General features: G+C 71.2%; 28 protein-coding genes, 1 tRNA gene, 1 pseudogene and 1 riboswitch (1 of these 31 only partly in view). Of the genes and pseudogenes, 22 read left to right on the forward strand and 8 right to left on the reverse strand.

Annotated features, from left to right (window positions below; genetic code table 11):
• Nucleotides 1–345: pseudogene (gene disA, locus E6G06_11135) on the forward strand (DNA integrity scanning protein DisA) (it extends 673 nt beyond the left edge of the window).
• A gap of 14 nt (nt 346–359) precedes the next feature.
• Complete coding sequence (locus tag E6G06_11140) at nt 360–1,031, forward strand: hypothetical protein (GenBank protein ID TML91020.1); 672 nt, start codon at nt 360–362, stop codon at nt 1,029–1,031.
• Nucleotides 1,032–1,040: 9 nt separating this feature from the next.
• Here E6G06_11140 and E6G06_11145 read toward each other — a convergent pair whose 3' ends face one another.
• Nucleotides 1,041–1,691 (reverse strand): Crp/Fnr family transcriptional regulator, encoded by a 651-nt coding sequence (locus E6G06_11145; GenBank protein ID TML91099.1) that lies wholly within the window; start codon nt 1,689–1,691, stop codon nt 1,041–1,043.
• A 117-nt stretch (nt 1,692–1,808) separates the two neighbouring features.
• On the opposite strand from E6G06_11145, the gene E6G06_11150 reads away from it, so the two are divergent.
• The 5 genes from E6G06_11150 (at nt 1,809) to rlmB (ending at nt 5,365) form a co-directional block, all read left to right on the forward strand.
• Nucleotides 1,809–2,288, forward strand: coding sequence for a CarD family transcriptional regulator (locus E6G06_11150; protein TML91021.1), 480 nt, complete (start codon nt 1,809–1,811; stop codon nt 2,286–2,288).
• A gap of 77 nt (nt 2,289–2,365) precedes the next feature.
• Nucleotides 2,366–3,421, forward strand: a complete 1,056-nt coding sequence (locus tag E6G06_11155; protein ID TML91022.1) for a TRAM domain-containing protein — start codon at nt 2,366–2,368, stop codon at nt 3,419–3,421.
• A gap of 56 nt (nt 3,422–3,477) precedes the next feature.
• Nucleotides 3,478–4,128 carry a 2-C-methyl-D-erythritol 4-phosphate cytidylyltransferase gene (gene ispD, locus E6G06_11160; protein TML91023.1) on the forward strand — a complete coding sequence of 217 codons (651 nt, stop codon included), beginning with the start codon at nt 3,478–3,480 and terminating at the stop codon, nt 4,126–4,128.
• Complete coding sequence (locus E6G06_11165; protein TML91024.1) at nt 4,125–4,601, forward strand: 2-C-methyl-D-erythritol 2,4-cyclodiphosphate synthase; 477 nt, start codon at nt 4,125–4,127, stop codon at nt 4,599–4,601. The genes ispD and E6G06_11165 overlap by 4 nt, the downstream gene beginning before the upstream one ends.
• Nucleotides 4,568–5,365 carry a 23S rRNA (guanosine(2251)-2'-O)-methyltransferase RlmB gene (gene rlmB / locus E6G06_11170; GenBank protein TML91025.1) on the forward strand — a complete coding sequence of 266 codons (798 nt, stop codon included), beginning with the start codon at nt 4,568–4,570 and terminating at the stop codon, nt 5,363–5,365. Before E6G06_11165 ends, rlmB begins: the two co-directional genes overlap by 34 nt.
• A 25-nt stretch (nt 5,366–5,390) precedes the next feature.
• On the opposite strand, the gene E6G06_11175 is transcribed toward rlmB, so the two are convergent.
• A complete protein-coding gene (locus E6G06_11175) occupies nt 5,391–6,398 on the reverse strand; it encodes an alpha/beta hydrolase (protein TML91026.1) in 1,008 nt (335 codons plus the stop codon).
• On the opposite strand from E6G06_11175, the gene E6G06_11180 reads away from it, so the two are divergent.
• Nucleotides 6,295–6,819 carry a hypothetical protein gene (locus E6G06_11180; GenBank protein ID TML91027.1) on the forward strand — a complete coding sequence of 175 codons (525 nt, stop codon included), beginning with the start codon at nt 6,295–6,297 and terminating at the stop codon, nt 6,817–6,819. The two genes, E6G06_11175 and E6G06_11180, sit on opposite strands and share 104 nt — an antisense overlap.
• A 13-nt stretch (nt 6,820–6,832) precedes the next feature.
• Here E6G06_11180 and E6G06_11185 read toward each other — a convergent pair whose 3' ends face one another.
• From E6G06_11185 to E6G06_11195, 3 genes are all read right to left on the reverse strand, one after another.
• On the reverse strand, nt 6,833–7,483 hold the full coding sequence (locus E6G06_11185; GenBank protein ID TML91028.1) for a hypothetical protein: 651 nt from the start codon (nt 7,481–7,483) through the stop codon (nt 6,833–6,835).
• Nucleotides 7,480–8,730, reverse strand: a complete 1,251-nt coding sequence (locus E6G06_11190; GenBank protein ID TML91029.1) for an MFS transporter — start codon at nt 8,728–8,730, stop codon at nt 7,480–7,482. The genes E6G06_11185 and E6G06_11190 overlap by 4 nt, the downstream gene beginning before the upstream one ends.
• A 4-nt stretch (nt 8,731–8,734) precedes the next feature.
• Nucleotides 8,735–8,808: transfer RNA gene (locus E6G06_11195), tRNA-Thr, on the reverse strand.
• A 147-nt stretch (nt 8,809–8,955) separates the two neighbouring features.
• On the opposite strand from E6G06_11195, the gene E6G06_11200 reads away from it, so the two are divergent.
• From E6G06_11200 to otsB, 4 genes are all read left to right on the forward strand, one after another.
• Nucleotides 8,956–9,972 (forward strand): hypothetical protein, encoded by a 1,017-nt coding sequence (locus E6G06_11200; protein ID TML91030.1) that lies wholly within the window; start codon nt 8,956–8,958, stop codon nt 9,970–9,972.
• 115 nt (nt 9,973–10,087) lie between these two features.
• The gene (locus tag E6G06_11205; protein ID TML91031.1) at nt 10,088–10,348 is read left to right on the forward strand and encodes a DUF3263 domain-containing protein; all 261 of its coding nucleotides are present in this window, start codon (nt 10,088–10,090) and stop codon (nt 10,346–10,348) included.
• Nucleotides 10,345–10,905 (forward strand): LytR family transcriptional regulator, encoded by a 561-nt coding sequence (locus tag E6G06_11210; GenBank protein ID TML91032.1) that lies wholly within the window; start codon nt 10,345–10,347, stop codon nt 10,903–10,905. The genes E6G06_11205 and E6G06_11210 overlap by 4 nt, the downstream gene beginning before the upstream one ends.
• 9 nt (nt 10,906–10,914) lie before the next feature.
• On the forward strand, nt 10,915–11,697 hold the full coding sequence (otsB, locus tag E6G06_11215) for a trehalose-phosphatase (GenBank protein TML91033.1): 783 nt from the start codon (nt 10,915–10,917) through the stop codon (nt 11,695–11,697).
• A gap of 15 nt (nt 11,698–11,712) precedes the next feature.
• Here the strand turns inward: otsB and E6G06_11220 are convergent, their stop codons facing one another.
• A complete protein-coding gene (locus E6G06_11220) occupies nt 11,713–13,098 on the reverse strand; it encodes a trehalose-6-phosphate synthase (protein ID TML91034.1) in 1,386 nt (461 codons plus the stop codon).
• Between the two features lie 6 nt (nt 13,099–13,104).
• Here E6G06_11220 and E6G06_11225 point away from each other — a divergent pair, with 6 nt between their 5' ends.
• Nucleotides 13,105–14,139, forward strand: coding sequence for a glycerate kinase (locus E6G06_11225; GenBank protein ID TML91035.1), 1,035 nt, complete (start codon nt 13,105–13,107; stop codon nt 14,137–14,139).
• Here the strand turns inward: E6G06_11225 and E6G06_11230 are convergent.
• The gene (locus tag E6G06_11230; protein ID TML91036.1) at nt 14,111–14,863 is read right to left on the reverse strand and encodes an HAD family phosphatase; all 753 of its coding nucleotides are present in this window, start codon (nt 14,861–14,863) and stop codon (nt 14,111–14,113) included. The two genes, E6G06_11225 and E6G06_11230, sit on opposite strands and share 29 nt — an antisense overlap.
• On the reverse strand, nt 14,860–15,690 hold the full coding sequence (locus E6G06_11235; GenBank protein ID TML91037.1) for a glucosyl-3-phosphoglycerate synthase: 831 nt from the start codon (nt 15,688–15,690) through the stop codon (nt 14,860–14,862). Before E6G06_11235 ends, E6G06_11230 begins: the two co-directional genes overlap by 4 nt.
• Before the next feature lie 172 nt (nt 15,691–15,862).
• Nucleotides 15,863–15,976, forward strand: a riboswitch (SAM riboswitch).
• Nucleotides 15,977–15,982: 6 nt separating this feature from the next.
• Here E6G06_11235 and E6G06_11240 point away from each other — a divergent pair.
• From E6G06_11240 to E6G06_11280, 9 genes are all read left to right on the forward strand, one after another.
• Nucleotides 15,983–17,218 (forward strand): threonine synthase, encoded by a 1,236-nt coding sequence (locus E6G06_11240; protein TML91038.1) that lies wholly within the window; start codon nt 15,983–15,985, stop codon nt 17,216–17,218.
• 59 nt (nt 17,219–17,277) lie between these two features.
• Nucleotides 17,278–17,553 carry a MoaD/ThiS family protein gene (locus tag E6G06_11245; GenBank protein ID TML91039.1) on the forward strand — a complete coding sequence of 92 codons (276 nt, stop codon included), beginning with the start codon at nt 17,278–17,280 and terminating at the stop codon, nt 17,551–17,553.
• Between the two features lie 55 nt (nt 17,554–17,608).
• Nucleotides 17,609–18,076 (forward strand): response regulator, encoded by a 468-nt coding sequence (locus E6G06_11250; GenBank protein ID TML91040.1) that lies wholly within the window; start codon nt 17,609–17,611, stop codon nt 18,074–18,076.
• Between the two features lie 130 nt (nt 18,077–18,206).
• Nucleotides 18,207–19,832 (forward strand): chaperonin GroEL, encoded by a 1,626-nt coding sequence (gene groL, locus E6G06_11255; GenBank protein ID TML91041.1) that lies wholly within the window; start codon nt 18,207–18,209, stop codon nt 19,830–19,832.
• Between the two features lie 138 nt (nt 19,833–19,970).
• Nucleotides 19,971–20,615, forward strand: coding sequence for a chlorite dismutase (locus E6G06_11260; protein TML91100.1), 645 nt, complete (start codon nt 19,971–19,973; stop codon nt 20,613–20,615).
• A gap of 84 nt (nt 20,616–20,699) precedes the next feature.
• A complete protein-coding gene (locus E6G06_11265; protein ID TML91042.1) occupies nt 20,700–21,887 on the forward strand; it encodes a branched-chain amino acid ABC transporter substrate-binding protein in 1,188 nt (395 codons plus the stop codon).
• 94 nt (nt 21,888–21,981) lie between these two features.
• A complete protein-coding gene (locus tag E6G06_11270) occupies nt 21,982–22,917 on the forward strand; it encodes a branched-chain amino acid ABC transporter permease (protein ID TML91043.1) in 936 nt (311 codons plus the stop codon).
• Between the two features lie 8 nt (nt 22,918–22,925).
• Nucleotides 22,926–24,911, forward strand: a complete 1,986-nt coding sequence (locus E6G06_11275; GenBank protein ID TML91101.1) for an ATP-binding cassette domain-containing protein — start codon at nt 22,926–22,928, stop codon at nt 24,909–24,911.
• Nucleotides 24,908–25,636: an ABC transporter ATP-binding protein gene (locus E6G06_11280; GenBank protein TML91044.1), complete on the forward strand. Its 729-nt coding sequence runs from the start codon at nt 24,908–24,910 to the stop codon at nt 25,634–25,636. Before E6G06_11275 ends, E6G06_11280 begins: the two co-directional genes overlap by 4 nt.
• Nucleotides 25,637–25,644: the final 8 nt, after the last annotated feature.

The raw sequence follows: 25,644 nt of genomic DNA on the forward strand, positions 1-25,644 counted from the left end.
GAGGCCTGGCACCTGGGCGACGCGCTCGAGGCACTGGCCGATCTCAGCACCGAGGAGCTCGTCGACCTCAAGTCGGTGATGTCGGTGCTGCACCTGCCCGTCGAGTCGGCCGAGCTCGACTCGGGCCTCGCACCGCGCGGCTACCGCCTTCTCGCCAAGATCCCCCGGCTGCCCGACAGCGTCATCGAGCGGATCGTCGAGCGCTTCGGCAACCTGCAGAAGATCATGCGCGCGACGATCGCCGACCTCGACGACGTCGAGGGGGTCGGCGAGACGCGCGCCAAGGCCATCAAGGAGGGCCTCGCCCGGCTGGCCGAGACCAGCATCCTCGACCGGTACTCGTGAGCTGAGTCGGGCTCGTGCGCATCACTCTGCCCTCCGGCACGCCCGCAGAGCTGGCGAGACCCGAGCGGCCGTCGGGTCTGGGAGTCGCGTTGCATCCCGACATGGGTGGCTTACGTCAGCTGTTCGACGACCTCTGCGCGCGCCTCGCCGCGGAGCAGGGTTGGACGGTCTGCGCGCCCGAGCCCTTTCCCGGCCGCGAGGCGATGACGCTCGAGGAGCGCATGGCTGCGATGGCCGGCCTCGACGACCAGCGTCAGCTGGGCGCGCTCCGCGAGGCGGCGGTCGCCACTGGATGCGATCGGGTCGCGGTGATCGGGTTCTGCATGGGCGGCATGTACGCCTTGAAGGCCGCGGGAAACGTCGGGGGCGCGACGCCTCGATTCGAGCGGGCGGTCGCCTTCTACGGGATGATCCGTGTGCCCGACAGGTGGCGAGGGCCCGGCCACGGCGAGCCCCTCGACGCGCTGCGCGGTCCCGAGGCGTGCCCGGTGCTCGCGATCATCGGCGAGCGCGACGTCTGGACACCGGCCGACGACGTCGCCGCGCTCGACGCGCTCCCGAACGTCACGGTGGTGCGCTATCCGGGGGCCGAGCACGGCTTCGCCCACGACCCGGACCGCCCGGCGCACCGGGCCGCGGACGCGGCCGACGCGTGGCGCCGCGCCGCGGAGTTCCTGAACGGCTGAGCCGCGTGACTACTGCGACCGGCGGCTGAGCTGCTCCCGGTCCACGATCCGGTACCGCCGCTCGCGCTGCTCGAGCCAGCCGAGCCGCACGAAGGCGGAGATGGCCTTGTTCACGCGCTCGCGAGACGCTCCCACCATGCCCGCCAGCTCCTCCTGGGTCACCGGCAGCTGGAACTCGTCGCCCGCGCCGGCCAGCTCGAGCAGGCGCTTGGCGGTGCGCCCCGGGACGTCGAGGAACACGCTGTCCGCCAGGGCCTCGTCGGTGGTGCGCAGGCGGGTGGCGAGGAGCTCGACCACCCTCCAGAGCAGCGTCGGGTCGGCGTCGAACGTGCGGCGCACGTCGTCGTACTGCACGGCGAGCACGGTCGAGTCCTCCAGGGCCCGAGCCGCGGCCGACCGGCCGAGCCCGTCGAACAGGCTGATCTCGCCGAACAGGTCGCCCGGCTCCATCAATGCGACGACCGACTCTCGCCCGTCGGACGACTTGTTGGCGATGGCGATCAGGCCCTCCTGCACCAGGAACAGCTCGCTCGCGAGGTCGCCCTCCTCGAACACGACGTCGTGGCGCCGCAGGCGCCGGACCGACGAGCCGGCTGCGACCGCGGCAACCGCATCCGGGGGCAACCCCTGGAAGAGCCGGGTGGTGGACAGCATCGACATGTCGACCATGCGGGCGTCACGTTCCCCCCCGCCGGACCGCGTGGTCAAGTTGGCCCACCCGGCGATTCGGTGGCACTCTGGAGAGGTACCCACCGCTGTACCGCCCTTGGGAGAGCTATGCCTTTTGACGTCGGAGACAAAGTTGTCTACCCCCATCACGGCGCTGCCGTCATCGAGCGCAGGGAGGAGCGCGATGTCTTCGGGTCGAACCGTGAGTATCTCGTCCTCCGGCTTGCGTACGGTGACCTCACCCTGATGGTCCCGGCCGACAACACCGAGGAGGTCGGCCTGCGCGAAGTCATCAACGACGAAGAGGTCGAGGAGGTCTTCGCAGTGCTGCGCAAGAAGGAAGCGCGCATGCCGACGAACTGGTCCCGGCGCTTCAAGAACCATGTCGAGAAGCTGAAGTCGGGCGACATCTACCAGGTGGCCGAGGTGGTGCGGAACCTGTCCATCCGCGAGAAGGACAAGGGCCTGTCGGCGGGTGAGAAGCGCATGCTCACCAAGGCCCGCCAGATCCTCGTGTCCGAGCTCACCTTCGCGATCAACGTCTCGGAAGAGGAAGCCGAGCAGCGTCTCGACGAAGCCCTGCCGTAGGCCGGGCCCACCCGTTCGCGCAATTTCAGGGGGCCCTCGGGCCGGTCGATAGAGAGGGAGCGCCGTCCTCCGCTCCCATGTTCGTCGAGATCGCCCGCCTCCTGATCGTCTTCCTCTTCACCACTGCCGGCTTCGAGCTGGCGAAGGGGGGAGCGACCGCGCCGGCGGAGGGCTCGGCGGTGCTCGGCGCCACGCTCGGTGCCTGCATCGGCTACGTGGCGGGAGGCATCGTCGGCCGGCTGCTCAACCGGACGATGGGCGCGGTCGAGCGACGCGTCGAACGGGCGCCCGCGGCCCAACTGCTCGCGGGGGCGCTGGGCGCAGGCGTGCTGTCGGTTCCCTTCGCCCTGCTCGGCGTGCCGGCCGTGGTCCTGCTCCCGGGTGTGTTGGGATGGCCGCTGCTCGGGTTGTTGGTGTGGATCGGCATGTTCGCGGGCTTCCGGCTCGGTGCCGCCAAGAGCGAGCAGCTGCTCGGGATGGCGGGGCTCTCGACCCGGCCGCTGGCCACGGTGTCCCGCTACGGGTCCGGTCGCGCGCCCGAGACGTTGCTGGTGGACACGAGCGCGGTCATCGACGGTCGGGCGCTCGCCGTGGCGGAGGCGGGCTTCCTGCACGGCGACCTGCTCGTGCCCCGGTTCGTCCTCGACGAGCTCCAGGGCATCGCGGACGCGGCCGATCCCGCGCGCCGGCGCCGGGGCCGGCGCGGGCTCGAGGTGCTCGACGCCCTCCAGCGCGACGGCCACATCGGGATCCACGTGATCGACGACGAGGTGCCCGAGATCCAGGCCATCGACGCCAAGCTCGTCGCGCTCGCCCGACGCCTACAGGCCGGCCTGCTCACCACCGACGCGAACCTGCAACGGGTCGCCGAGCTCCAGGGCGTCGCCTGCCTGAACCTGAATAGGCTGGCCGACGGCCTCCGCCCGGTCCTCGTGCCGGGTGAGGTCGTGCGCCTCCCGATCAGCCGGGAGGGACGAGAGCCGGGGCAGGGCGTGGGCTTCCTCGAGGACGGGACGATGGTGGTGGTGGGCGAGGCGGCCGGGTTGGTGGGCCGTGAGGTCGACGTGCGCATCACCTCCAACGTGCAGACGTCGGTCGGGCGCATGCTCTTCGCCGCTGTCGTCGCCGCGTGACGGCCGCCGCTCCGGGAGAGCGGCCCACGGGCACAGCCGCTCCGGGAGAGCGGCCCATGCCTCTCGTGTGGGCGGTGGTGGTCGCGGCGGGGAGCGGCACCCGATTCGGCGCCCGGAAGCAGTACGAGATGCTCGGTGACCGGCGCGTCCTCGACTGGGCGGTCGACGCCGCCCGTTCGGTGGCCGGCGGCGTCGTGGTGGTGGTGCCGGACGCGGACGCGAGGACCCACGAGCCCGGCGCCGACGTGGTGGTGCCGGGCGGCGCGACGCGGTCGGCGTCCGTGCGCGCCGGGTTGGCTGTCGTCCCTGACGATGCCGAGGTCGTGGTCGTGCACGACGCCGCCCGGCCGCTCGCCCCGGTCGCGTTGTTCGAGTCGGTCGTCGCCGCGGTCACCGCGGGTGCCGACGGTGCGGTGCCCGGCCTGCCCGTCACCGACACGGTCAAGCGCGTGCACGCGGGCGCGGTCGTCGCGACGCTCGATCGCTCGGAGCTGGTGACCGTGCAGACCCCGCAGGCATTTGTCGCCTCGGTGCTGCGCGCCGCGCACGCGTCCGGTGGCGACGACACCGACGACGCCGCGCTGGTCGAGGCCGCGGGTGGTCGTGTGGTCGTCGTTCCCGGCGATGCCGTGAACGCGAAGCTGACGACGCCGCACGACCTCGAGCTCGCGCGCGTCGGCGTTGCCCGCATCGCGAGCCGACCGTGAGCGTCCGCGTCGGCCTCGGGTTCGACGTGCACCGGTTCTCGGACGACCCCGGTCGTCCCCTCGTCCTCGGCGGTGTGCACGTGACGGGCGAGCGCGGCCTGGCCGGTCACAGTGACGCAGACGTGATCGCGCACGCGGTCGCGGACGCCCTGCTCGGCGCGGCAGGCCTCGGCGACCTGGGCGGCCGCTTCCCCGACACCGACCCGGAGTGGGCCGGTGCCGACAGCGTCTCGCTGCTCGCGCGCGTCGTCGACGATCTGCGGTCGGCGGGCTGGCACGCGGTCAACGTGGACTGCGCGGTGCTCCTCGAGGCGCCCCGCCTCGCCCCGCATCGCGAGCAGATGCAGAGGCGCATGGGCGACGTGGTCGGCGCCGACGTCACGGTGAAGGCCAAGCGGCCCGAGGGCCTCGGCGCGCTCGGGCGCGCGGAGGGCGTGGCGTGCTGGGCGGTGGCGCTGGTCGAGCGCGGGTGAGCGCTCCCTCCCGCCGCAACCTGGGGGGCGAGCAGGTCGAAGGGCGTCGAGCCGTCCTCGAGCTGTTGCGCGCCGGCCGCCGGCGGACGCGCGACGTCTGGATGGCCGAGGGCCTCGACGATGCCGGCATCCTCCGCGAGATCGAGGACCGGGCCCGGGGCGCGCACGTGCGCGTCCAGCGGGTGAGCCGGGGGCGCCTCGACGGGGAGGCGCGAACGACCGCCCCGCAGGGCGTGCTCGCCCACGCCGATCCCCTGGAGCCGACCGACCTCGACGAGCTGTGCCGGCCGGGCGACGCGCCGTTCCTCCTCGCCGTCGACGGGGTGGCGGATCCGCAGAACTTGGGCGCGCTGTTGCGGTCGGCCGAGGGAGCGGGCGTCACGGGTGTGGTGGTGCCGCGTCATCGGGCGGTGCACGTGACCGCGACGGTGACCAAGGCCGCGGCCGGCGCGGTGGAGTACCTGCCGATGGCCCTGGTGGCGGGCATCCCTGCCGCGCTCGCGCGGGTGCGGGAGCTCGGAGTGTGGGTGGTCGGGCTCGACGCGGCGGGCGAGGAGACCCTGTTCGGGCTGACGCTCGCCACGGAGCCGTTGATCCTCGTGCTGGGCGCAGAGGGCGCGGGCCTGTCGCGGCTGACCCGGCAACGGTGCGATGTCGTCGTCCGGGTTCCCCTCGCCGGTCGCGTGGCCTCGTTGAACGTCGCGGCCGCCGGCGCCCTCGCGCTGTTCGAGGTCAGCCGTCAGCGCGGCGCGACGAAGAGATAGCGCAACGTCGCGAGTTGCCTGGTGCTCAGAGGTCGTTCCGGTCGAAGAAGGCGCGGACCTCTTCTGCCAGACGACCGGGTCGCACGCGGAAGTCGAAGAACGACGCCGCGGTGACGAGCGTGGTGTCGGGCATGCGCTCGGCCACGTCGATGACGTCGTCGAGCACGTGGAGTGGGTCGCCGCCGTGCCCGACGACGAGCGCCGGCATCGTGAGCCGCCGCAGCGTCTCGGCGTCGTCGGGTGGCGCCTCCTCCTGCAAGAGGCCGCGGAGGAGCGCGACCGCGGCCCGATGATCGGCCGTGAGGATCTCACGGAGCTGGAACAACTCGTGTGCGCCCTCGGGCAGCGGCACGCGCGACAGCCCCGGGCGCAGGACGTCGAACACCGGCGCGGCGGCGCCGAAGAACCACGACAGCGCGGTGAACGCGGGACGTCCGATCGGGAGGCCGCGTGCGAACACCGGCATCTCGAGGATCATCGCCCGCACCCGCTCGGGGTGGCGCAGCGCCAATTGCAGGGTGACGTTGGCGCCCAGCGACATCCCGCCCACGACGGCGCGCTCGATGCCGAGGTGGTCGAGCAGGGCGACCACGTCGTCGGTCAACTCGTCGATGGAGTAGCGATCGGCGTCGCGCGGGCGCGTGGAGCGGCCGTGACCGTGCAGGTCGAGGAGGTACACCCGGTGATCGGGGAGGCCGGCGGCCAACCGCTCCATGGTCCTCGACGACAGCAACAGGCCGTGGAGGAGGACCACCGGCGGGGCCTGCGCCGGGCCCCGCTCTGCGTAGTAGAGCCTGAGGTCCCCTCGCGCGACGACCGGCACGGCGCGAACCGTAGTGTGTCGAACCGCCGAAATCGTCTGGAACGGGGGTCGGGCTCGATCATGATCGAAGCCACGGACACACGTTGAGCGGCCCGGTGCTCCCGGGGTGAGGATCGCGATCCCCGACCCGTCGCTCGTCGCCCTCGTCGGCGCGTCGGGCTCGGGCAAGTCGACGTTCGCGGCGCGCCACTTCCTGCCGACCGAGGTCATCTCGTCCGATGTCTGCCGGGGATTGGTCGCCGACGACGAGAGCGACCAGTCGTCGACCGACGACGCCTTCGAGGTGCTGCACTTCATCGCGGGCAAGCGCCTCTCGGCCGGACGCATGACCGTGGTCGACGCGACCAACGTGCAGCCCTTCGCGCGCCGTTCGCTCGTGGCGCTGGCGCGCGAGCACCACGTGCAGCTGGTGGCCATCGTCTTCGATCTCTCGGAGGGGGTGTGTGCGCGGCGCAACACCCTCCGAGCCGACCGTGCCGTCGGGCTCTCGGTGCTGCGCAGCCAGCGCGGCGCGCTGCGACGCTCGATGGGCTCGCTGCGGAAGGAGGGCTTCGATCGAGTCCACGTGCTACGGAGCGTCGAGGACGTCGAAGCCGCGTCCGTGGCGCGCGAGCGCCGCGAGACGGAGTGAACCGCCGCGTCGCCTACTCGCTCCGGTCCTCGATCTCCCACGCGTGGTCGAGCGCGTGCCAGGCGATGCGGCGGGCGGCGTAGCTGTAGGGCCAGCCCTTCTCGAGGTCGGGCGCCGGGGCACGGGCGGCGCGCAGCACGTCGAGAACGGCGTGACGGACCTCGGCTACTCCGTTGGCATCATCGATCGCCGGTTGCCGGAACCGCAGACCGAGCTTGCGGATGTAGGAGACCTCCGCGCCGATGACGTGATCGACGATCTTGTCGCGGTCGCGTCCGCCTCCCCGCGGCCCCTTGCGCAGCGCGGGCGGCGCGCCGGCGACCACGTGGTCGAGCACCTTCCACGACGCCTCGACGAGGACGGCGAGCCGCTCGGCCCGCGCCTTCGTGAGCCGCGCTCGGTCGGCCGACGGCACCTCGCCGGGCGCCCCGAAGTCGGTCGAGGCCGACCCCTCGAGCCGTTCGACGACGTCGAAGCCGGCGGCGGCGGACTTCGGGAAGCGCACGCCGGCCGTCGCCGCGACCGGCGCATAGCGGCCGGCGTAGTCGGCGAGCACGTGCAGCGCGTCGTCCTCGTTCTTGGCCGACCGGCACCAACCCGGCCAGTCGAGCGCGCAGGCGAACACCTTCCTGGACCCGACCTCGAGGTAGACGCGCGTGCTCACAGCTGCAACCGCTGCTTCGCCGGGTCGGATCTCTGCGGCCGCTCGTAGCGGGCGAAGGGCCGAACCCGGACGGCGAACAGCGCGGCGCCGAGCACGCACGCCACGCCCCCGGACACGATCGCGAACGGCACACCCGCGAGGCCGCCCACCACACCGGCTTCGACGTCACCGAGCACCGGGCCGCCGGCGTACACCGCGATCTCGACCCCGCTGACCCGGCCGCGCAGATCGTCCGGCGTGAGGTCCGCGGCGATGGTGGAGCGGTAGACGCCCGAGATCATGTCGGACGCGCCCGCGCCGGCGAGCATCGCCAGCACGAGCAACGGCTCGCGCGTCAGTCCCGCGATCGCGATCGTGACGCCCCATGCGGCGACGGCGAGCAGCACGGCGCGGCCCTGGCGGCGCACACGGGTCGTCCACCCACTCGTCAGCGACGCGACGAACGCGCCGGCCGCCACCGACGAGAGCAGCAGCCCGTAGAGCCTCGGCCCGCCACCCAATCGCACCGCGAGCGCGGGGAACAAGGCCCGGGGCATGCCGAACACCATCGCGAGCAGGTCGATGCTGAACACGCTGACGATCACCGAGTGACCGCGGAGGAAACGAACCCCCTGCAGCACAGACGTGGTCGACGCGCGTCCCGCACCGACGACGGGTGGAGACGGCGCGATCCCCCGGAAGGCCACGAGGGCGATCCCGTAGGTGAAGACGTCGGCGACGTAGGCGCTCGTGAGGCCCAGGCCGGCGATGATCACACCCGCCACCGCGGGCCCGGCCATCATCCCGAACGACCCGTACGTCGACTGCAGCGCGAACGCGGCGGGACGCACCTCTTCGTCCAACAAGAGGGGAAGCAGCGAGCGCAGCACCGGGAAGCTGACCGCGAACGCCGCGCTCGCGACGGCGCCCAGGACGTACAGCAACCACAGCTGCGGCCGATCCAGTGATGCGTTCACGGCCAGCAGCGCGGAGCACCCGGCCGAGACCGCCGTCACGCCGAGCAGCAGCCGTCGTTTGTCGACGCTGTCGGCGAACGCGCCACCGACGAGCGAGAAGACGAGCAGCGGTCCCAGCTGCGCCAGGCCGAGCAGCCCCACCGCCAGCGACGACCCGGTCTGGTGGAACACCTGGTAGGGCAGCGCGGCGACGGTGATCATGCTGCCGACGAACGAGACCGCCTGGCCGACCCAGAGCCTTCGAAAGTCGCGCGACACCCGCAGAGGCGTCGTGTCCACCAGTAGCCGCATAGAGAGCCCGAGGTGGGACTCGAACCCACGACCTGACGCTTACAAGGCGCCTGCTCTGGCCAACTGAGCTACTCGGGCATTTCCAGCTGCGAGTTTGTCATCACCGGCGCCGCGCCTCTCATGACTGGCAGGCCACCGGCCGGCGGACGAGCGTGCGATGCGCTCCGGCGATCGGGCCGGCCGATACGCTCGACGACCATCCTCTCTTTCCCCGCGGATGCTCGCGTGCGGACCACATCCGGCGTCATCTGTCTTGCGACCGGGGTAGCCGGGATGCTCGTCGCGGCGGTCCTGATCGTCGGGCTCGCCCACAACGCAGAGCGCACTGCGCCGCGGCAGCTCCGGGCCCTCGTGACGGAGTACGACCAACCGCGCGGCGCGCTCGAAGCCATGCTCGTCGCGGGCGACGGCCAGGTCTTCGCCGCCCTCGCCCGCGATCCGTCGCTCTCGCATCCCGAGGTCTTCCGCTACGGCCGCTTCGACGCGGCCTATCGCGCGCAACGCCCTCTCCTCGGCTATCTGTCGTGGGCCCTGTCGGGCGGCGACCCCGGCCGGGTCGCGATGGCAATGGCGGTCCTCGCCGTGCTCGGCGCCGGCCTCGCGACGGGAACCCTCGCGGGCTTTCTGACGCGACCGTGGCTCGCGCTCCTGATCGTGCCCTCGCCGGCCGGGCTGGCGGTGCTGTACTCGCTCACGCCCGAGCTCCTCGCCCTCGGCCTCGCGCTGGTAGGGCTTCTCGCTTGGCGGCGCGACAACCGGTACCTCGCCGTCGCATGCTTCACGCTCGCCGGGCTGGGCCGCGAGTCGATGCTGCTCGTTACCGCTGCGTGCGCGGTGGTGGAGCTCGTCGGTCGCCGCCGGCCTCCGGCGGTGCTTGTGATCCCCTTCGCCACATGGCTCGGCTGGGTGGCGCTGGCCCACGCCCGGTTCGGTGAGTCGCTGTGGCCGCTGCGCGCGCAGGGCGACGTCGGGGCGCCGTTCGTCGAGATGTTCCGTCAGCTCGAGCGCTGGAAGGCCATGGACGTGCTGACCGTCGTCCTGGCCGGTGCCGCGGCCATCGCCGTCGCGGTCGCCGTGCGCAGACACCGCGACGGGTTGCTCCCCTGGGTCGGTGTGGCGTTCGCCGCGCTCGCCACGCTCCTCGGCGCGTCGATCTGGGCCGAGTGGTTCAACTCGGCGCGGCTCCTCCTGCCCCTCTACGCCGCCGGGCTGGGCGCCGTCTACGGGCGGGAGCCCATGTAGGGGTGAGGCTCACCTACCGAGCCGCGCCCGTGCAATGCTGTGCCGCGTGCCGGGAACCCCCGCCGGCAGGGAGGGATGCTTGAAAGTCACCGTCTCGGAGGGCAGGCTGCCGGAGATGGCACTCTCCGAGCGCGACAGGGCGATCCTCGACTTCGAGCGGTCGTGGTGGGCCGAGCCGGGTCCGAAGGAGCTGGCCATCCGCCAGCGGTTCGACCTCTCGGCCACCCGCTACTACCAGGTCCTGGGCGCGCTCCTCGAGTCGCCTGACGCCGTCGATTACGACCCGCTGGTGGTGCGGCGCCTGCGGCGCCTGCGCGACCGGCGCAGGCGTGCCCGCTTCGAGGGTCGCTCGGCCGGCGAACCACTCGGCCGGTGAGCCCCGGCCGGCACGCCGCGGACGACGGCTCCTTCGGGCGCTCGGCGGGGGGAGCGATGCTGCGCGGCGCGCTGCTCCTCGCCATCGCCGTGATCCTCGGCGTGGTCCTGCTGAACACGTTCGACGACGGCAAGGACCCCTTCGCCCAGAGCCTGGTGGCGTCCGGGGCGAACGCGACGACCACGACGACGGCGGCCGCGCCCGAGGTCACCACGACCACGGCCGCGTCCACACCGGCGCTCCGCCCGCCGGCCGACGTGAAGGTGCTTCCCGCCAACGGCACCGGGGTCAACAAGTTCGGCGCCCGCGTGGGCGACGAGCTCAAGAAGTCGGGCTTCAACGTGCTGTCGCCGGTCGACTCGACCACCAAGGGCGTGACGACATCGGTCGTTTACTCGACCGCCGGTTACGAAGCCGACGCGGTCGACGTGGCCGCCAAGCTCGGGCTGCCGCCCACCGCGGTGCAGGCGGTCGCGCCGCCCGTCAAGGCGGTCGAGCTGCGCGGCGCGAACGTGATCGTGGTTGCCGGCACCGATCTCACCAGCCGGCTCAAGTAGACCCGTCGGGTGGCGTCGCCCGATCCGCTGCCGGTCCTGCTCGCTCCCTTTCTCGCCCGTCCCGACCGCGCCGGCATCCTGTGCGATTTCGACGGCACGTTGTCGGCAATCGTCGACGATCCCGCGCGAGCTCGTCCGGTGCAGGGCGCGGCTGACGTCCTCGGCCGTCTCGCGCACCTCTATCGCACCGTCGCCGTCGTTTCCGGGCGACCGGTCGCGTTCCTGCGCGAGCACCTCGGCGGGCGAGGTCTCGTGCTCTTCGGGCTCTACGGACTCGAGCGACTGCGCGGCACCGAGGTCGAAGAAGCCGAGGGCGCGGGTACGTGGCGTCCGATCGTCGCCGATGTGACGGCGCGCGCCGAAGCATCAGACGGTCCGGGCGTCGACGTCGAGCCCAAGGGTCTCTCGGTGACGTTGCACTACCGCAACTGGCCGGGACGCGAGGAGCGCACGCGCGCGTGGGTCGACGCCGAAGCGCGTCGCACCGGACTCGTCGTCCACCCCGGGCGCCTCTGCTTCGAGCTGCGCCCACCCATCGAGCGCGACAAGGGGTCGGTGGTGCGCGAGCTCGCCGCGGGCCTGGACGCCGCGTGCTTCCTCGGCGACGACGAGGGAGATCTCGCGGCGTTCGACGCGCTCGACGCGCTCGAGGGCGGCGGGCTCTTCGCTCTGCGCGTGGGCGTGCGCAGCGCCGAGGCCCCGGCCGCGCTCCTGGAACGGGCGGACGTGCAGGTCGCAGGACCGACCGGCGTGATGGAGCTGCTCGAACGGCTGAGCCTCTCGAACGGCTGAGCTTCCTCGAACGGCTCAGCCCGCGGCGGCTGCCGCGAGCTGATCGTCGAGCCAGTGGCGAGGCGTGCGTCCGGACGCCACCTCGCGCAACCCGCGCGCGTGTTCGGCGCGCTCCGACGCGGTCATGGTGAGCGCGGCGGCGAGCACATCGGCCGTGCCGGCGACGTCGAAGGGGTTGATCTCGAGGGCCGCGTCGCGCAGCTCCTCCCACACGCCGGCCTCGCGACTGAGCGCGAGCACTCCGTCGTGCTCGTTGAGCAGCGGTCCTTCCTTGGCGACCAGGTTCAGCCCGTCGCGCACCGGGTTGACGAGCAGCACGTCGTAGCGCTTCAGCGCGGCAACCGATCGGGCGAAGTTGTCGCTCGTATCGAGAAGCACCGGCTCCCATCCGGGCGTCGCCCAGGTGGCGTTGACCTGCTCGGCGAGCGTCTCCACCTCCTGGCGGTAGGCCAGGTACTCGGGCAGACCCTCGCGTGACGGGTACACGAACGCGGCGAAGACGACCTTGCCCCGCCACTCGGGCCGGGTGCGCAGGAGGTCGTCGAACGCGAGGAAGCCGCGCAACAGGTTCTTCGAGAGCTCGATGCGGTCGACGCGCAGCACCAGCGCCCGATCGCCGATCTGGTCGGCCAGCCAGCGCCCCTCCGCGGCGCACTCGTCGGACGCGGACACCGCCTCGATGTCGTCGTGATCGGGCGCGAGGGGTGCAACGAACGTCGAGGGCTTCCAGCCCAGCACGTCGCCGCAGCAGGCCTCGAAGGCGTCGGCCCAGCGACTCGCGTGGAAGCCGCACGAGGTGTGGCTGGCCATGCCGACCAGCAGCTCCTCGGCCACGTCGGTGGGGAGGATGCGCAACGCCGCCGGGTCGCAGAACGGGATGTGGGTGAAGTGCACGGCACGAAGGTCCTTGCGTTGCTGTGCGAGCCAGGTGCCCAGGAGGGCGAGGTGATAGTCCTGCACGAGGACGGTTGCGCCCTCCGGGGCCTCGTCGATGAGCGCCTGCGCGAACCGGTGGTTGTACGCCCGGTACGCGTCCCATGCCAGGCGCCAACGCCGGTCGATGCGAGGCCGGCGGGCCAGGTCGAAGAGGCCGTGGTGCAGGAACCACAGCGTGCCGTTCGAGATCACGTCGTACGCCATCCGGTACGTGTCCGGCTCGATGGCGAGCGAGCGGAAGCGGAAGCCCTCGACGTCGACCGGGCCCGACTCGGCCATCTCCCGGTCGGCGTCGGTCATGGCCGCCGCGAGCCAGAGCGCGCCTGTGTCGCGCACGAGTGGCGCGAGGCTCGCCACGAGCCCGCCTGCACCACGCTTGACTTCCAACTCGCCGCCGTCGCCGTAGGAGAACGAGACGGGCCCGCGGTTCGACGCCACGACAACCGGCTCCATCCGGGCCACCATACGGGCATGGCCGACGCAATGCCCCGGCCGGGGGTCACGAGCACCGTCGTCGCCGCCCCCGACAAGTTCCGGGGGACGGCCTCGGGCATCGACGTCGCGGACGCGATCGCGAGGGCCGCCGAGGCCGCGGGCTGGGTGTGCGACCGCGCGCCGGTGGCCGACGGGGGCGAGGGCACCCTCGAGGCCCTCGGCGGCCGGCCGCGCACCACGCGGGTGCGCGGCCCGCTCGGCGCGCCGGTCGATGCCGAGTGGCGGGTCGAGGACGGTCGCGCCGTCGTCGAGATGGCGCGCGCGTCGGGCCTGGTCCTCGCGGGCGGGCCCGAGCACAACGATCCGCTGCGCGCCAGCACGTTCGGCACGGGCCAGCTCATCGCGGCGGCGATAGACGACGGTGCCCGTCGGGTGATCGTCGGCGTCGGCGGCTCGGCCTCGACCGACGGCGGCCTCGGTGCGGTGAGCGCGCTCGGTGCGCGCCAGCTGCGCGGGGTCGACGTCGTCGTGGCCTGCGACGTCACCACGCGCTTCGTCGACGCGGCCGAGCAGTTCGCCCCCCAGAAGGGAGCCTCGCCTGCTCAGGTCGCGCTGCTCAAGCGACGGCTCGAGCGGTTGGCGCAGGTGTACGAGCGCGATCACCGCGTCGACGTCACCGGGCTCGAGGGGTCGGGCGCGGCCGGTGGTCTCGCCGGGGGCCTGGCCGCGCTGGGTGCGACGCTCGTGCCCGGGTTCGACGTGGTGGCCGAAGCGCTCCAGCTGGCCGACCGAATCGCGCAAGCCCGCCTGGTGGTCACCGGCGAAGGCTTTCTCGACGAGCAGTCGTTCCGAGGCAAGGCGGTCGGCGGCGTCACCGAGCTGGCGCGCGAAGCCGGCGTGCCCGTGCTCGTCGTGGCGGGCGACGTCTACGTCGATGACCTGCCCGACAACATCGATGTGGTGTCGCTGGTGGATCGCTTCGGCGACGACCGGGCGCGCACCGAGGTGCTCGCGTGTGTCGAGACCGTCGTCCGCGAGCGCCTCACGCGTCCCGAAGGAGGAGCTCGATGAGCTCGGCCACACCTGCGCCGAACGCGCCGGTCGTGCGGTGCGGCCACTCGCGCGAAACCTCGGCGTTGGCGACCAGCCAGCACTGAGCGACCTCGCGTGCGCACTCGAGATCCGCGGCCGCGTCCCCGATGTAGGCGGTGTCGCGCATTGCGATGCCATGACGCTCGCGATCGATGCGGACACCCGCCGCCTTGCCCGTACCGGCCGGCGCGAGGTGGAACGCGCCCACGACGCCGTCGCCGTGTCGCCGCAGGAGGCCGTTGTCGACCAACCGGCACCAGCCCAAGCCGGCGGCCGCCAGCGCGGCATTGACCGCGTCGGGCTCGGCCCGACCTCGGAGGAGGTAGGTCGCCTCGCGTCCGGCGTTCCACGGCTCGTGCGGCTCGAGCCCGCCACGTTGCAGGACGAACGCGATCGCTCCCTCGTCGTGCATCGCCTCGACCGGCGTCCGCCCTACGAACGGGAAGTCGCCGAGCTCGTAGCGCACCTCGTGTCCCTCGACATGGACGCACCCGAGCTCGCCGATGCCGCGGGGAAGCCCGAGCAGGCGGCACAGCTCGAAGACCTGCACGCGGCCGCGACCGGTGACAGGGACGACTTCGAGGCCGGCCGTGCGCGCCCGCAGTAGCGCGGCGACGGTGCGCGTCGAGCCGTCCCACAGCAGGTCGCCGCCCGGGCCCACGAGGGTGCCGTCGACGTCGACGTAGAGGACGCGCACCCTCAAGCCGATTTGCGGTACGCGGGCACCTCGATCATCGGTGGCCGCTCGTCGACCTCGACGGCCACGGCGAGGCCGGCGCGCGTGAGCGCGGTCGCGATGATCGCCTCGGCCTGTGGCGCGAGCTCCGCGAGGGGGCGATTGCGGTGGACGCGCTCGCCGAGGTCGACCTGCGCCATCGCGCTCAACCCGAAGCGCCCGGCCACGTCGACGAGCAGGCCGAGGTCGACGCCGTAGCCCTGAACGAAAGGCACCTGCTCGAGCACCTCGCGACGGCCCGCGCACTCACCCCCCAACGGCTGGAGGACGGGCGTGAGGTGGGGGAAGAGGATGGAGATCAGCGGTCGTGCGACCAGCTCGGTGACCCGGCCGCCCTCGCCGGCCCGGCCGTCGAGCGGCCGATCGTAGAAGCCCTTCACGAAGCCCACCTCGTCGCTCGTGAGCAGCGGGCCGAGGAGTCCGATGACGAACGGGGGGCCGAAGTTGCGCACGTCGGCGTCGCACCACACGATCAGGTCACCGTGGGCCGCGTGGATGGACTTCCACAGCGCCTCACCCTTCCCGCTCCCGGGCCCGCACTCGGGGAGCACGTCGCTGGCCGCGACCACGCGCGCGCCCGCCGCCGACGCCACCACCCGCGTGTCGTCGGTCGATCCGTCGTCGACGACGACGACCTCGTCGACGAGCGGCTGCAGGTCGCGACAGACGCGCACGATGGAGCCGATGGTCGCGGCTTCGTCTCGCGCGGGCAGGCACACCGAGACGGAGCGCCCGCGCTTGGCCGCCCGCAGCCGCGCCTCGGGGAACTCGGCGTGGTGCCAGGTCCGCAGCATGGGAGCGCGCGACACCTACGCCTCTGCGGGCATGGCCTCAGCGGCCGGGAGCGGAGAGATGGCCTCAGCGGCCGGAAGCGGAGAGAGGGCCTCAGCGGCCGGGGACGAGGCCATGCGCAATGTTCGCACGGAACTGCTTTGACGGGCTCCGCCGGCACTGCTTTCATTGAGTCCATCATCCAGAGCGGTTGAGGGACGGGCCCGATGACGCCGCGGCAACCAGTCATGTGACGCCACGAAGTTCACGGCGTCGGGTGACCAGGTGCCAATGCCCGATCGATGAGGAGGCGCAGTGTCGTTCATCGAAGGACTCGCCTGTCGTGAGTGCGCGCACACGTACCCGGCGGAGGCACTCCACGTGTGCGAATGGTGCTTCGGGCCGCTCGAGGTCAGCTACGACTACGAGGCCATCCGCGCCGCGACGACCCGGGCGAGCATCGCGTCGGGCCCGCTGTCGATCTGGCGCTACGCCAACTTGCTCCCCGCGGTGGCCGAGGGCTCGGTCGACCTGGGCACGGGCTTCACCCCGCTCATCCGCGCCGATCGCCTGGCGGCCGAGCTCGGGCTCGGCGAGCTCTGGGTGAAGAACGACACCGTCAACCCCACCGGCTCGTTCAAGGACCGCGTCGTGGCGGTCGCCCTCAGCCGGGCGCGCGAGCTGGGCTTCAAGGTCGCCGCGTGCGCGTCCACGGGGAACCTGGCCAACTCGGTCGCCGCCCACGCGGCTCGGGCCGGCATGCGGCACTACGTGTTCATCCCCATCGATCTCGAGGCGGCCAAGGTCGCGGCGTCTGCGGTCTACGGCCCTCACCTCATCGCGGTCGACGGCGGCTACGACGACGTCAACCGTCTGTGTGCCGAGCTCGCCGGTGAGCACCCGACGTGGGCCTTCGTCAACGTCAACCTGCGCACGTACTACGCCGAGGGGTCGAAGACCCTCGCCTTCGAGACCGCCGAGCAGCTGGGCTGGCAGGCGCCCGACCACGTGGTCGTTCCCGTGGCGTCGGGCTCGCAGCTCACCAAGATCGCGAAGGGGTTCCAAGAGCTGGCCAAGGTCGGACTGCTCGACGAGCCGCCCGCGGTGCGGGTGTCGGGCGCTCAGGCCGACGGCTGCTCGCCGGTCGCCACCGCCTTCGCCGAGGGCGCCGACCACGTGAAGCCGGTGAAGCCCGACACCATCGCCAAGTCGCTGGCCATCGGCAACCCCGCCGACGGGATCTACGCGCTCGACGCGGTGCGCGCCAGCGGTGGCGCGCTCACCTCGGTGTCCGACGACGAGATCGTCGAGGGCATCCTGCTGCTCGCCCGTACCGAGGGGATCTTCGCCGAGACCGCGGGCGGCGTGACGATCGCCTGTCTGGCGAAGCTGGCGGCGGAAGGCGTGGTGCGGGCCGACGAGCGGGTCGTCGTCTACGTCACCGGCACGGGCCTCAAGACCATCGAGGCCGTGGCGCCGGCGGTCGGCCCGACGGCCACGATCGCCCCGACCCTCGAGGCGTTCGCCGCCATCCACGATCAGGAGGACTGAGTCGAGTGAGCGCAGCGATCGAGACGGGGCCCGAGCGGCCCTCTGAGCGGAGAGCTTGAGTGAGCGCCACGGTGCGCATTCCTACGCAGTTGCGGAACCTCGCGGGCGGGTCGTCCGAGGTGAAGGTCGACGGGGCCACGGTCGGCGCGGTGCTCGAGGGTCTCGAGCACGCCCATCCGGGCTTCCGCGAGCGCCTCTTCGACGACGCCGGGAAGCTGCGGCGCTTCGTGAACGTCTTCGTGGCCGACGAGGACGTTCGCTTTCTCGAGGGCCTCGAGACCGCGGTGGCCGACGGCGAGATCGTCTCGATCGTGCCTGCCGTCGCCGGCGGCTAGGCCGGCACACCCCGCCGCGCTCAACCCCGACGCCGACCGCGCCGATCCTTCCCTCATGGCCGAGGTACTCGTCGTGGACGACGACGCCGACATTCGCACCATGCTTCGCATCACCCTCGAGGGGGCGGGCTTCAACGTCCGCGAGGCGGCCGACGGCTACGCGGCCCTGACCGCCCTCGAGGACCATGCCCCGGACTGCATGGTGCTCGACCTGATGATGCCGAAGCTCGACGGCTGGGGCGTCCTCAAGTCCGTCCGCCAGCGCGACCTGGCGCCCCGCACCAAGGTCATGATCCTGTCCTGCAAGGTGGAGGAACGTGACTTCGTGCGGGGCTGGGAGCTGGGCGCCGACGAGTACATGACCAAGCCCTTCGAGCCCGACCGGCTGGCCCGGAAGCTCGACGAGCTCCTCCACACCGCGCCCGACGCGCTGCGCAAGAAGCGGGAAGCCGAGCTCCAGAAGGCCGAGCTGCTCGACCGGCTGGAGTCCGCCTTCAACCGCCCCCGGCCCGTCCGCTACTAGCGGGCGCCCCGCGCTGCCGGCGGCGCCGCCCAGGTTGCAGTTCGCTCCGCGGAGTGCTTTGCTGTTAGCACTCGGCACCTGAGAGTGCTAATCGCGTCCACCCCATCGCGACCACGTGGAGGAAGCAGCAATGGCGAAGATCATCGCGTTCGACGAGCAGGCCAGGCGGGCGCTCGAGAGTGGCATGAACCAGCTGGCCGACGCGGTACGGGTCACCCTCGGCCCCAAGGGCCGCAACGTCGTGCTCGAGAAGAAGTGGGGGGCGCCCACGATCACCAACGACGGCGTCTCCATCGCCAAGGAGATCGAGCTCGAGGATCCGTACGAGAAGATCGGGGCCGAGCTGGTCAAAGAGGTCGCCAAGAAAACCGACGACGTCGCCGGCGACGGCACCACCACCGCCACCGTGCTGGCGTGGGCGATGGTGCACGAGGGCCTGCGCAACGTGGCCGCGGGCGCCAACCCCATGTCGCTCAAGCGGGGCATCGAGCGGGCCGTCGAGGAAGCGGTCGACGCGATCAAGGCCGTCTCGGTCGACGTGGAGTCCAAGGAGCAGATCGCGCAGGTCGCCTCGATCTCGGCCGCCGACCCTGAGATCGGCCAGATGATCTCGGAGGCCATCGACAAGGTCGGCAAGGACGGCGTCATCACCGTCGAGGAGTCGCAGACCTTCGGCATGGACATGGACCTCGTCGAGGGCATGCGGTTCGACAAGGGCTACATCTCGCCCTACTTCGTCACCGACCCCGAGCGCATGGAGGCCGTCCTCGAGGACCCCTACATCCTGCTCGTGAGCTCGAAGATCTCGGCCGTGCGCGACCTGCTGCCCGTGCTCGAGAAGGTCATGCAGTCGGCGCGTCCGCTGGCCATCGTCGCGGAGGACGTCGAGGGCGAGGCGCTCGCCACGCTCGTCGTCAACAAGATCCGCGGCACGTTCAAGAGCGCGGCCATCAAGGCCCCAGGCTTCGGTGAGCGCCGCAAGGCGATGCTGCAGGACATGGCGATCCTCACCGGTGGCCAGGTCATCTCCGAGGAGGTCGGCCTCAAGCTCGAGAACGTCACGCTCGACATGCTGGGCAAGGCCCGCAAGGTCACCGTCACCAAGGACGAGACCACGGTCGTCGAGGGTGGGGGCGACGAGGCCGACATCAAGGGCCGCATCAACCAGATCAAGGCCGAGATCGAGAACACCGACTCCGACTACGACCGGGAGAAGCTGCAGGAGCGGCTGGCCAAGCTGTCGGGTGGCGTGGCCGTCATCAAGGTCGGCGCGGCCACCGAGGTCGAGCTCAAGGAGAAGAAGCACCGCATCGAGGACGCGGTCTCCACCACCAAGGCCGCGGTCGAGGAAGGGGTCGTGCCCGGCGGCGGCGTCGCCCTGCTGCGTGCCCAGACCAAGCTGCGCGACCTGGCGGAGAAGCTCGAGGGCGACGAGGCCACCGGTGCGCGCATCGTGGGTCGGGCCCTGGAGGAGCCGCTGAAGCAGATCGCGGTCAACGCCGGGCTCGAAGGTGGCGTCGTGGTCGAGAAGGTCCGCGGCCTCAAGAAGGCGAGCGAAGGCCTCAACGCGGCGACGGGTGAGTACGAGGACCTCGTCAAGGCCGGCGTGATAGACGCGGCCAAGGTGACGCGGTCGGCGCTGCAGAACGCGGCCTCGATCGCCGCGCTCTTCCTCACCACCGAGGCCGTCATCGTCGACAAGCCCGAGGAGAAGAGTGCGCCCGCCATGCCCGGCGGGGGCATGGAGGACTTCTAAAGCGCGTTCTTGGTGCGCTCAACCACCGTCGCGGTGGTCGAGCGCACCAAGAAGCCGGGGCCGACTCGGTTGGCGTGGGGCGGACCGTAGACTCTCGCTGTGACTGAACCTGTGGCGCCTTCGGTCGGGTGGGGTGTGTTGCACCTCTTCTGCAAGACGAGCCCCGGCGCGGACGCGGAGGCGATCGCGGCCGCGGTGAAGGCGTGCCAGGCCGACGACCATCAGGTCGTGTCGTTCGCGGTGCTCGGGCACAAGGCCGACCTCGGGTTCATGGCGTTGGGCCCCGACCTGTGGCGCCTGCAGCAGCTGCAGGCCGAGCTGCACGCCGCCGGCCTCGAGGTGGCCGACTCCTACGTGTCGCTCACCGAGGTGTCCGAGTACGCGCAGGGAATGCCGCCCGAGATGCGCGAGCCACGGCTCCACCCGCAGCTGCCGCCGGAGGGCAAGACCGTCCTGTGCTTCTACCCGATGTCGAAACGGCGGGAGGTCGGGCAGAACTGGTACTCCCTGTCGTTCGACGCTCGCAAGGAGCTGATGTACGGCCACGGCAAGAAGGGCCGCGAGTACGCGGGGCGCATCCTCCAGGTCATCACCGGGTCCACCGGGCTCGACGACTGGGAGTGGGGCGTCACCCTCTTCGCGACCGACCCGGTCGACCTCAAGCAGTGCGTCTACGAGATGCGCTTCGACCCCGCGTCGTCCGTCTACGCGGAGTTCGGCGCGTTCATCACCGGGCTGGTCGCCCCGGTCGACGAGGTGCTGGCGCGGGTGGGCCTGGGCTGAGGATGTCGCCCCGGCGGGCGAAGATGGACGTATTGTGAACGCCGCTCGAAAAACGACGTTGATCCTCACGAAGGAGCGTCTCGCATGCGCCGTTCCCCCCGGACCCGCTGGCGGGTCATCGCACTCCTCGCAGTCCTCGTGGTGGTGGCCGCAGCCTGCGGCAGCGACAAGAAGAAGGCGTCGACCGGAGGCACCACCAAACCGGCGGCCAAGGCCGTCGCCATCGCCTTCGTCGGCGCGCTGACGGGCGACAACGCGAACCTGGGCATCAACATCCGCAACGGCGCGAAGGTGGCCGTCGACGCGGCGAAGAAGGCCGGTGTCAACGTCGAGCTCAAGGAGTTCGACACCCAGGGATCGCCCGACCAGGCCTCCACCCTGAAGGACCAGTTCATCGACGACAAGACGATCATCGGGATCGTCGGCCCGGCGTTCTCGGGTGAGACCAAGGCCGTGCTCAAGCCGCTCGAGGACGCGGGTCTGGTGATGATCAGCGCCTCGGCCACTGCCGCCGACATCCCGAGCACCGTCCCGGGCGGCAGGGTCTTCCACCGCCTCGTTCCCGACGACGACGTGCAGGGCGCGAGCGCCGGCAAGTACATCGCCAACAAGCTCAAGGCCAAGACCGCGGCGTACATCCACGACAACACCGCTTACGGCAAGCCGCTGGCCGAGGGCACGCAGAAGGCCTGGGAGGCGGCCGGCGTGAGAACGATCGGCAACGCCGCCATCGACCCGAAGAGCCAGGACTTCTCCGCCGCGGTGAACTCCATGAAGTCGCTGAAGCCCGACGTCATCTACTACGGCGGCTATTACGCCGAGGCCGGACGGCTGAAGAAGCAGCTCACCGACGGCGGCGTCACCGCGACCTTCGTGAGCGGCGACGGCACGCTCGACAAGGGCTTCATCGACGCCGGCGGCGCGGGCGCCGACGGCGCCCAGATCAGCTGCGCGTGCAACCTGGCCACCACGGATTCGCCCGGGAAGCTGGGCGAGTTCGCCAAGGCCTACAAGGCAGCGACCGGGAAGGACCCCGGCACGTACTCGTCGGAGGGCTACGACGCCGCCGGCATCCTCCTGGCGGGCATCAAGGCCGGGAAGACGTCGCGTCCGACGCTGCTCGACTACGTCGAGGGCATCACGTCGTACCAGGGCATCTCGAAGACGATCAGCTTCGAGGAGAACGGCAACGTCAAGGGCACCGACGTGTTCTTCTTCGAGATCAAGAGCGGCAAGATCGAGCTGCTGGGGTCGACGGCGACCCTTCTGTAAGGCAGCACGGGAGTCGAGCGGGTACAGCGACGGAGGGCGCAACTGCGCCCTCCGTCTGCATGAGGAGCCAACCATCAACTTCTGCGTCAGCTGCCTGAAGGACCAGTTCTGGCCCCAGACCGTCGACGGGTTGACGCTGGGCGCCGTGTACGCGCTGATCGCGTTGGGCTACACGCTCGTCTACGGCGTGCTGCGCCTGATCAACTTCGCCCACTCCGAGATCTTCATGATCGGGGTGTTCGCCAGCTTGTTCGGCCTGCACGCGATCGGCATGGAGACGGGCGACCCCGCGAAGACCGGTGGCGCGCTCGTGCTGACCGTCCTCGTCATGATCGTGGCCGGCATGGCCGCGTCGGGTGCTGCCGCGGTGGTGATGGAGCGCGTGGCCTACCGGCCCCTGCGGCGGCGCGGCGCTCAGCGGTTGGCGGCTCTCATCACCGCGATCGGCATCTCGTTGTTCCTACAGGAGCTGTTCGCGCTTCGCTACGGCCGCAACCAGCTGGGCTTCCCTCGCGTGCTCGAACGCCACGAGCTCTTCAACTTCGAGGGGGCGAGCGTCCGCACCGACAAGGTGCTGGTGGTCGTGGCCGCGGTCGTCCTGATGGTGGCGCTCGACCGCTTCGTGGCCACCACCCGGCTCGGACGGGGCATCCGTGCCACCGCCCAGGACCCGGGCACTGCCGCGCTCATGGGCGTCAACATCGACCGGGTCGTCATGTTGACGTTCCTGCTCGGCGGGATGCTGGCCGGCGCGGGAGGTGCTCTGTTCGGGCTGTTCTTCGAGAGCGCGCGCTACAACATCGGCTTCCTTCCGGGCATCAAGGCGTTCACCGCGGCCGTGCTGGGCGGCATCGGGAACATCCGGGGCGCGTTCCTGGGCGGCCTGCTCCTCGGTCTGCTCGAGAACTGGGGCTCGACCGTGCTCGGCGGCGAGTGGAAGGACGTGTTCGCGTTCACCGTGCTCGTGCTCGTGCTGATGTTCCGTCCGACCGGCATCCTCGGTGAGAGCCTCAGCAAGGCGCGCGCGTGAGGCTCTCGATGGTGGCGCCGGTCGCCCGTTGGTGGGACCGCCAGGGTCTCGCGCTGCGGATCACAGTGTTCGCAGCGGTTGCCGCGTTCGTCGTCGCGTACCCGGCGACGATCTCCACGCGCTGGCAGAGCGTGCTGTTCTTCCCGGTCGGCGTCTACGTGCTGCTCGCGCTCGGCCTCAACATCGTGGTGGGCTACGCAGGACTGCTCGACCTGGGGTACGTGGCGTTCTATGCGGTCGGCGCGTACACGACCGCCAAGCTCACGACCTCGTCCGGGTGGAACGCGTGGGAGGTGGTCACGCTCGCGATCCTGGTGGCGGCGGTTGCGGGTGTCGTGCTCGGCGGCCCGACGCTGCGCCTTCGCGGCGACTACCTCGCGATCGTCACCCTCGGCTTCGGCGAGATCGTGCGCATCGTGGCCCAGAACAGCGCGTCGCTGGGCGAGGCGCGGGGAATCACCGCGATCCCACACCCGTCGGAAGTGCTCGGCGTCGAGTTCAAGGGCGACCCGTTGCCCTACTACTACGTGGTGCTGGCCGCGATCCTGCTGGCGATCATCGCCAGCGTGCGCCTCAACCGCTCGCGGGTCGGTCGGTCATGGGCGGCGGTGCGTGAGGACGAGGACGCCGCGGAGTCGATGGGCGTGCACACTTTCACCATGAAGCTGTGGGCGTTCGCCATCGGTGCCTCGATCGGTGGACTGGGCGGCTGGATCTACGCCAGCCGGGTGAGCTTCATCTCGCCCGACAACTTTCCGTTCTTCCTGTCGGTGATCATCCTCGCCGCCGTCGTTCTCGGCGGCATGGGCTCCATCCCGGGCGTCATCGCGGGTGCCTTCGCCATCGCCTTTCTCCCCGAGTACCTACGAGACGCCGCCGCGGGCCAGAGGATCACGAAGTTCCTGAACTGGTTGATCGGTGCGAACGCCAGCAACATCACCGAGTACCGCGTGTTCCTCTTCGGCTTCGCGCTCGTCGTCATCATGATCTTCCGGCCCCAGGGCCTGATTCCGAGCCGGCAGCGCGCCGCCGAGCTGGCGGGGTCCGCCGGCGGCACCGGCATGGGCGCCACCGCCACGCCGGCCGAGTCGGTGGAGGTGGAGGAGGAGACGGTCGCGGCGGCGACACCCGAGCCCGCCGCCACCGAGGAGGTCGCCGCCACCGGCGAGGGTGCGCACGAGGAGGTCGCGGGGCTGCTGGCCGGCGCGCAGGCCGAGCGGACCGCAACCTCCGACGTCGTCGTCGAACTGCGTGCGTTGCGCATGGAGTTCGGTGGGGTGGTGGCGATCAACCGGGTCTCACTGGAGGTGGGCCGCAACCAGATCTTCGGCGTCATCGGGCCCAACGGGGCGGGCAAGACGACGGTGTTCAACTGCGTGACCGGCTTCCTCCGCCCCACGAGCGGCGAGATCCTGTTGGAAGGCCGGCCCATCACCGCGCAGCGCCCCCACCGGATCACCGAGGCGGGCGTCGGGCGCACGTTCCAGAGCATCCGCCTCTTCGCGAACATGACCGCGCTCGAGAACGTCAAGGTCGGCACCGATGCCAGGCATCAGACGAGCGTTCCCGGTGCGCTGCTGGGCCTTCCCCGCCACCGCCGGGAGGAGCGCGAGGGTCGGGAGGAGGCGATGCGGCTGCTGGAGTTCGTCGGCATCGCGCACCGGCGTGACGACGTCGCCCAGAACCTCCCCTACGGCGACCAGCGCCGTCTCGAGATCGCCCGGGCCATGGCCACCGGTCCGAGCGTCCTGCTTCTCGACGAGCCGGCGGCCGGGATGAACCAGTCGGAGAAACGGGCGCTGATCGGCCTGATCCGCCAGATCCGCAGCGCGGGCCTCACCGTGCTGCTCATCGAGCACGACATGGGCCTGGTGATGAACGTGTGCGACCGCATCGCGGTGCTGGACTTCGGCCAGAAGATCGCGGAAGGACCGCCCGCGGAGGTCCAGCGCGATCCGCGCGTGATCGAGGCGTACCTCGGCGCCCCGGCGTGACCAGCCTGCTGGAGCTGGACGAGGTCCGTGTCCACTACGGCAAGGTGGAGGCGCTCAAGGGTGTGTCGTGCACCGTCGCGGAGGGCGAGGTCGTCACCCTGATCGGCGCCAACGGCGCGGGCAAGACGACGACGCTCAAGACGATCTCCGGCGTCGTCCCGATGAGCTCGGGGCGCGTCGTCTTCGACGGGAGGGACATCAGCGGTGTGCCGGCGCACCAACGGGTCGAGCTGGGGATCTGCCAGGCGCCGGAGGGCCGGGGGATCTTCCCCGGCATGACCGTCACCGAGAACCTCGAGATGGGCGCGTACGCGCGCCGGGGCGGGCGCAAGGCGTACAACGCCGATCTCGAGCGCGTGTTCGAGCTCTTCCCCCGCCTGCGTGAGCGCGAGCGGCAGGCGGGTGGCACGTTGTCCGGCGGTGAGCAGCAGATGCTGGCCATCGGCCGGGCGCTGATGGCCGGGCCCAAGGTGCTGCTGCTCGACGAGCCGTCGATGGGGCTGGCACCCAGGCTCGTGACCCAGATCTTCGAGATCATCCGCGAGATCAACGCGCAGGGGACCACGATCCTGGTCGTGGAGCAGAACGCGGCGCAGGCCCTGCAGCGCGCCCACCGCGCCTACGTGCTCGAGACCGGACGGGTGGTGAAGACCGACTCGGCTCAGAAGCTCCTGGCCGATCCGTCGGTGCGCGAGGCGTACCTGGGCGGCGATCTGAGCGCGTAGCCTGCCTC

The organism is Actinomycetota bacterium, from assembly GCA_005888325.1.
Classification (GTDB): domain Bacteria; phylum Actinomycetota; class Acidimicrobiia; order Acidimicrobiales; family AC-14; genus AC-14.

Coding starts and splice junctions, on each gene's coding strand:
- E6G06_11175 (TML91026.1), bottom strand. CDS start 6,398: ATGACCTCGGTCGGCAGGAAGTGGCGCGCCGCGAACGTCGACTTGCCC.
- E6G06_11220 (TML91034.1), bottom strand. CDS start 13,098: ATGGTGGCCCGGATGGAGCCGGTTGTCGTGGCGTCGAACCGCGGGCCC.
- E6G06_11225 (TML91035.1), top strand. CDS start 13,105: ATGGCCGACGCAATGCCCCGGCCGGGGGTCACGAGCACCGTCGTCGCC.
- E6G06_11190 (TML91029.1), bottom strand. CDS start 8,730: ATGCGGCTACTGGTGGACACGACGCCTCTGCGGGTGTCGCGCGACTTT.
- E6G06_11155 (TML91022.1), top strand. CDS start 2,366: ATGTTCGTCGAGATCGCCCGCCTCCTGATCGTCTTCCTCTTCACCACT.
- E6G06_11150 (TML91021.1), top strand. CDS start 1,809: ATGCCTTTTGACGTCGGAGACAAAGTTGTCTACCCCCATCACGGCGCT.
- E6G06_11265 (TML91042.1), top strand. CDS start 20,700: ATGCGCCGTTCCCCCCGGACCCGCTGGCGGGTCATCGCACTCCTCGCA.
- E6G06_11235 (TML91037.1), bottom strand. CDS start 15,690: ATGCTGCGGACCTGGCACCACGCCGAGTTCCCCGAGGCGCGGCTGCGG.
- E6G06_11205 (TML91031.1), top strand. CDS start 10,088: ATGGCACTCTCCGAGCGCGACAGGGCGATCCTCGACTTCGAGCGGTCG.
- ispD (TML91023.1), top strand. CDS start 3,478: ATGCCTCTCGTGTGGGCGGTGGTGGTCGCGGCGGGGAGCGGCACCCGA.
- groL (TML91041.1), top strand. CDS start 18,207: ATGGCGAAGATCATCGCGTTCGACGAGCAGGCCAGGCGGGCGCTCGAG.
- E6G06_11275 (TML91101.1), top strand. CDS start 22,926: ATGGTGGCGCCGGTCGCCCGTTGGTGGGACCGCCAGGGTCTCGCGCTG.
- E6G06_11250 (TML91040.1), top strand. CDS start 17,609: ATGGCCGAGGTACTCGTCGTGGACGACGACGCCGACATTCGCACCATG.
- E6G06_11145 (TML91099.1), bottom strand. CDS start 1,691: ATGTCGATGCTGTCCACCACCCGGCTCTTCCAGGGGTTGCCCCCGGAT.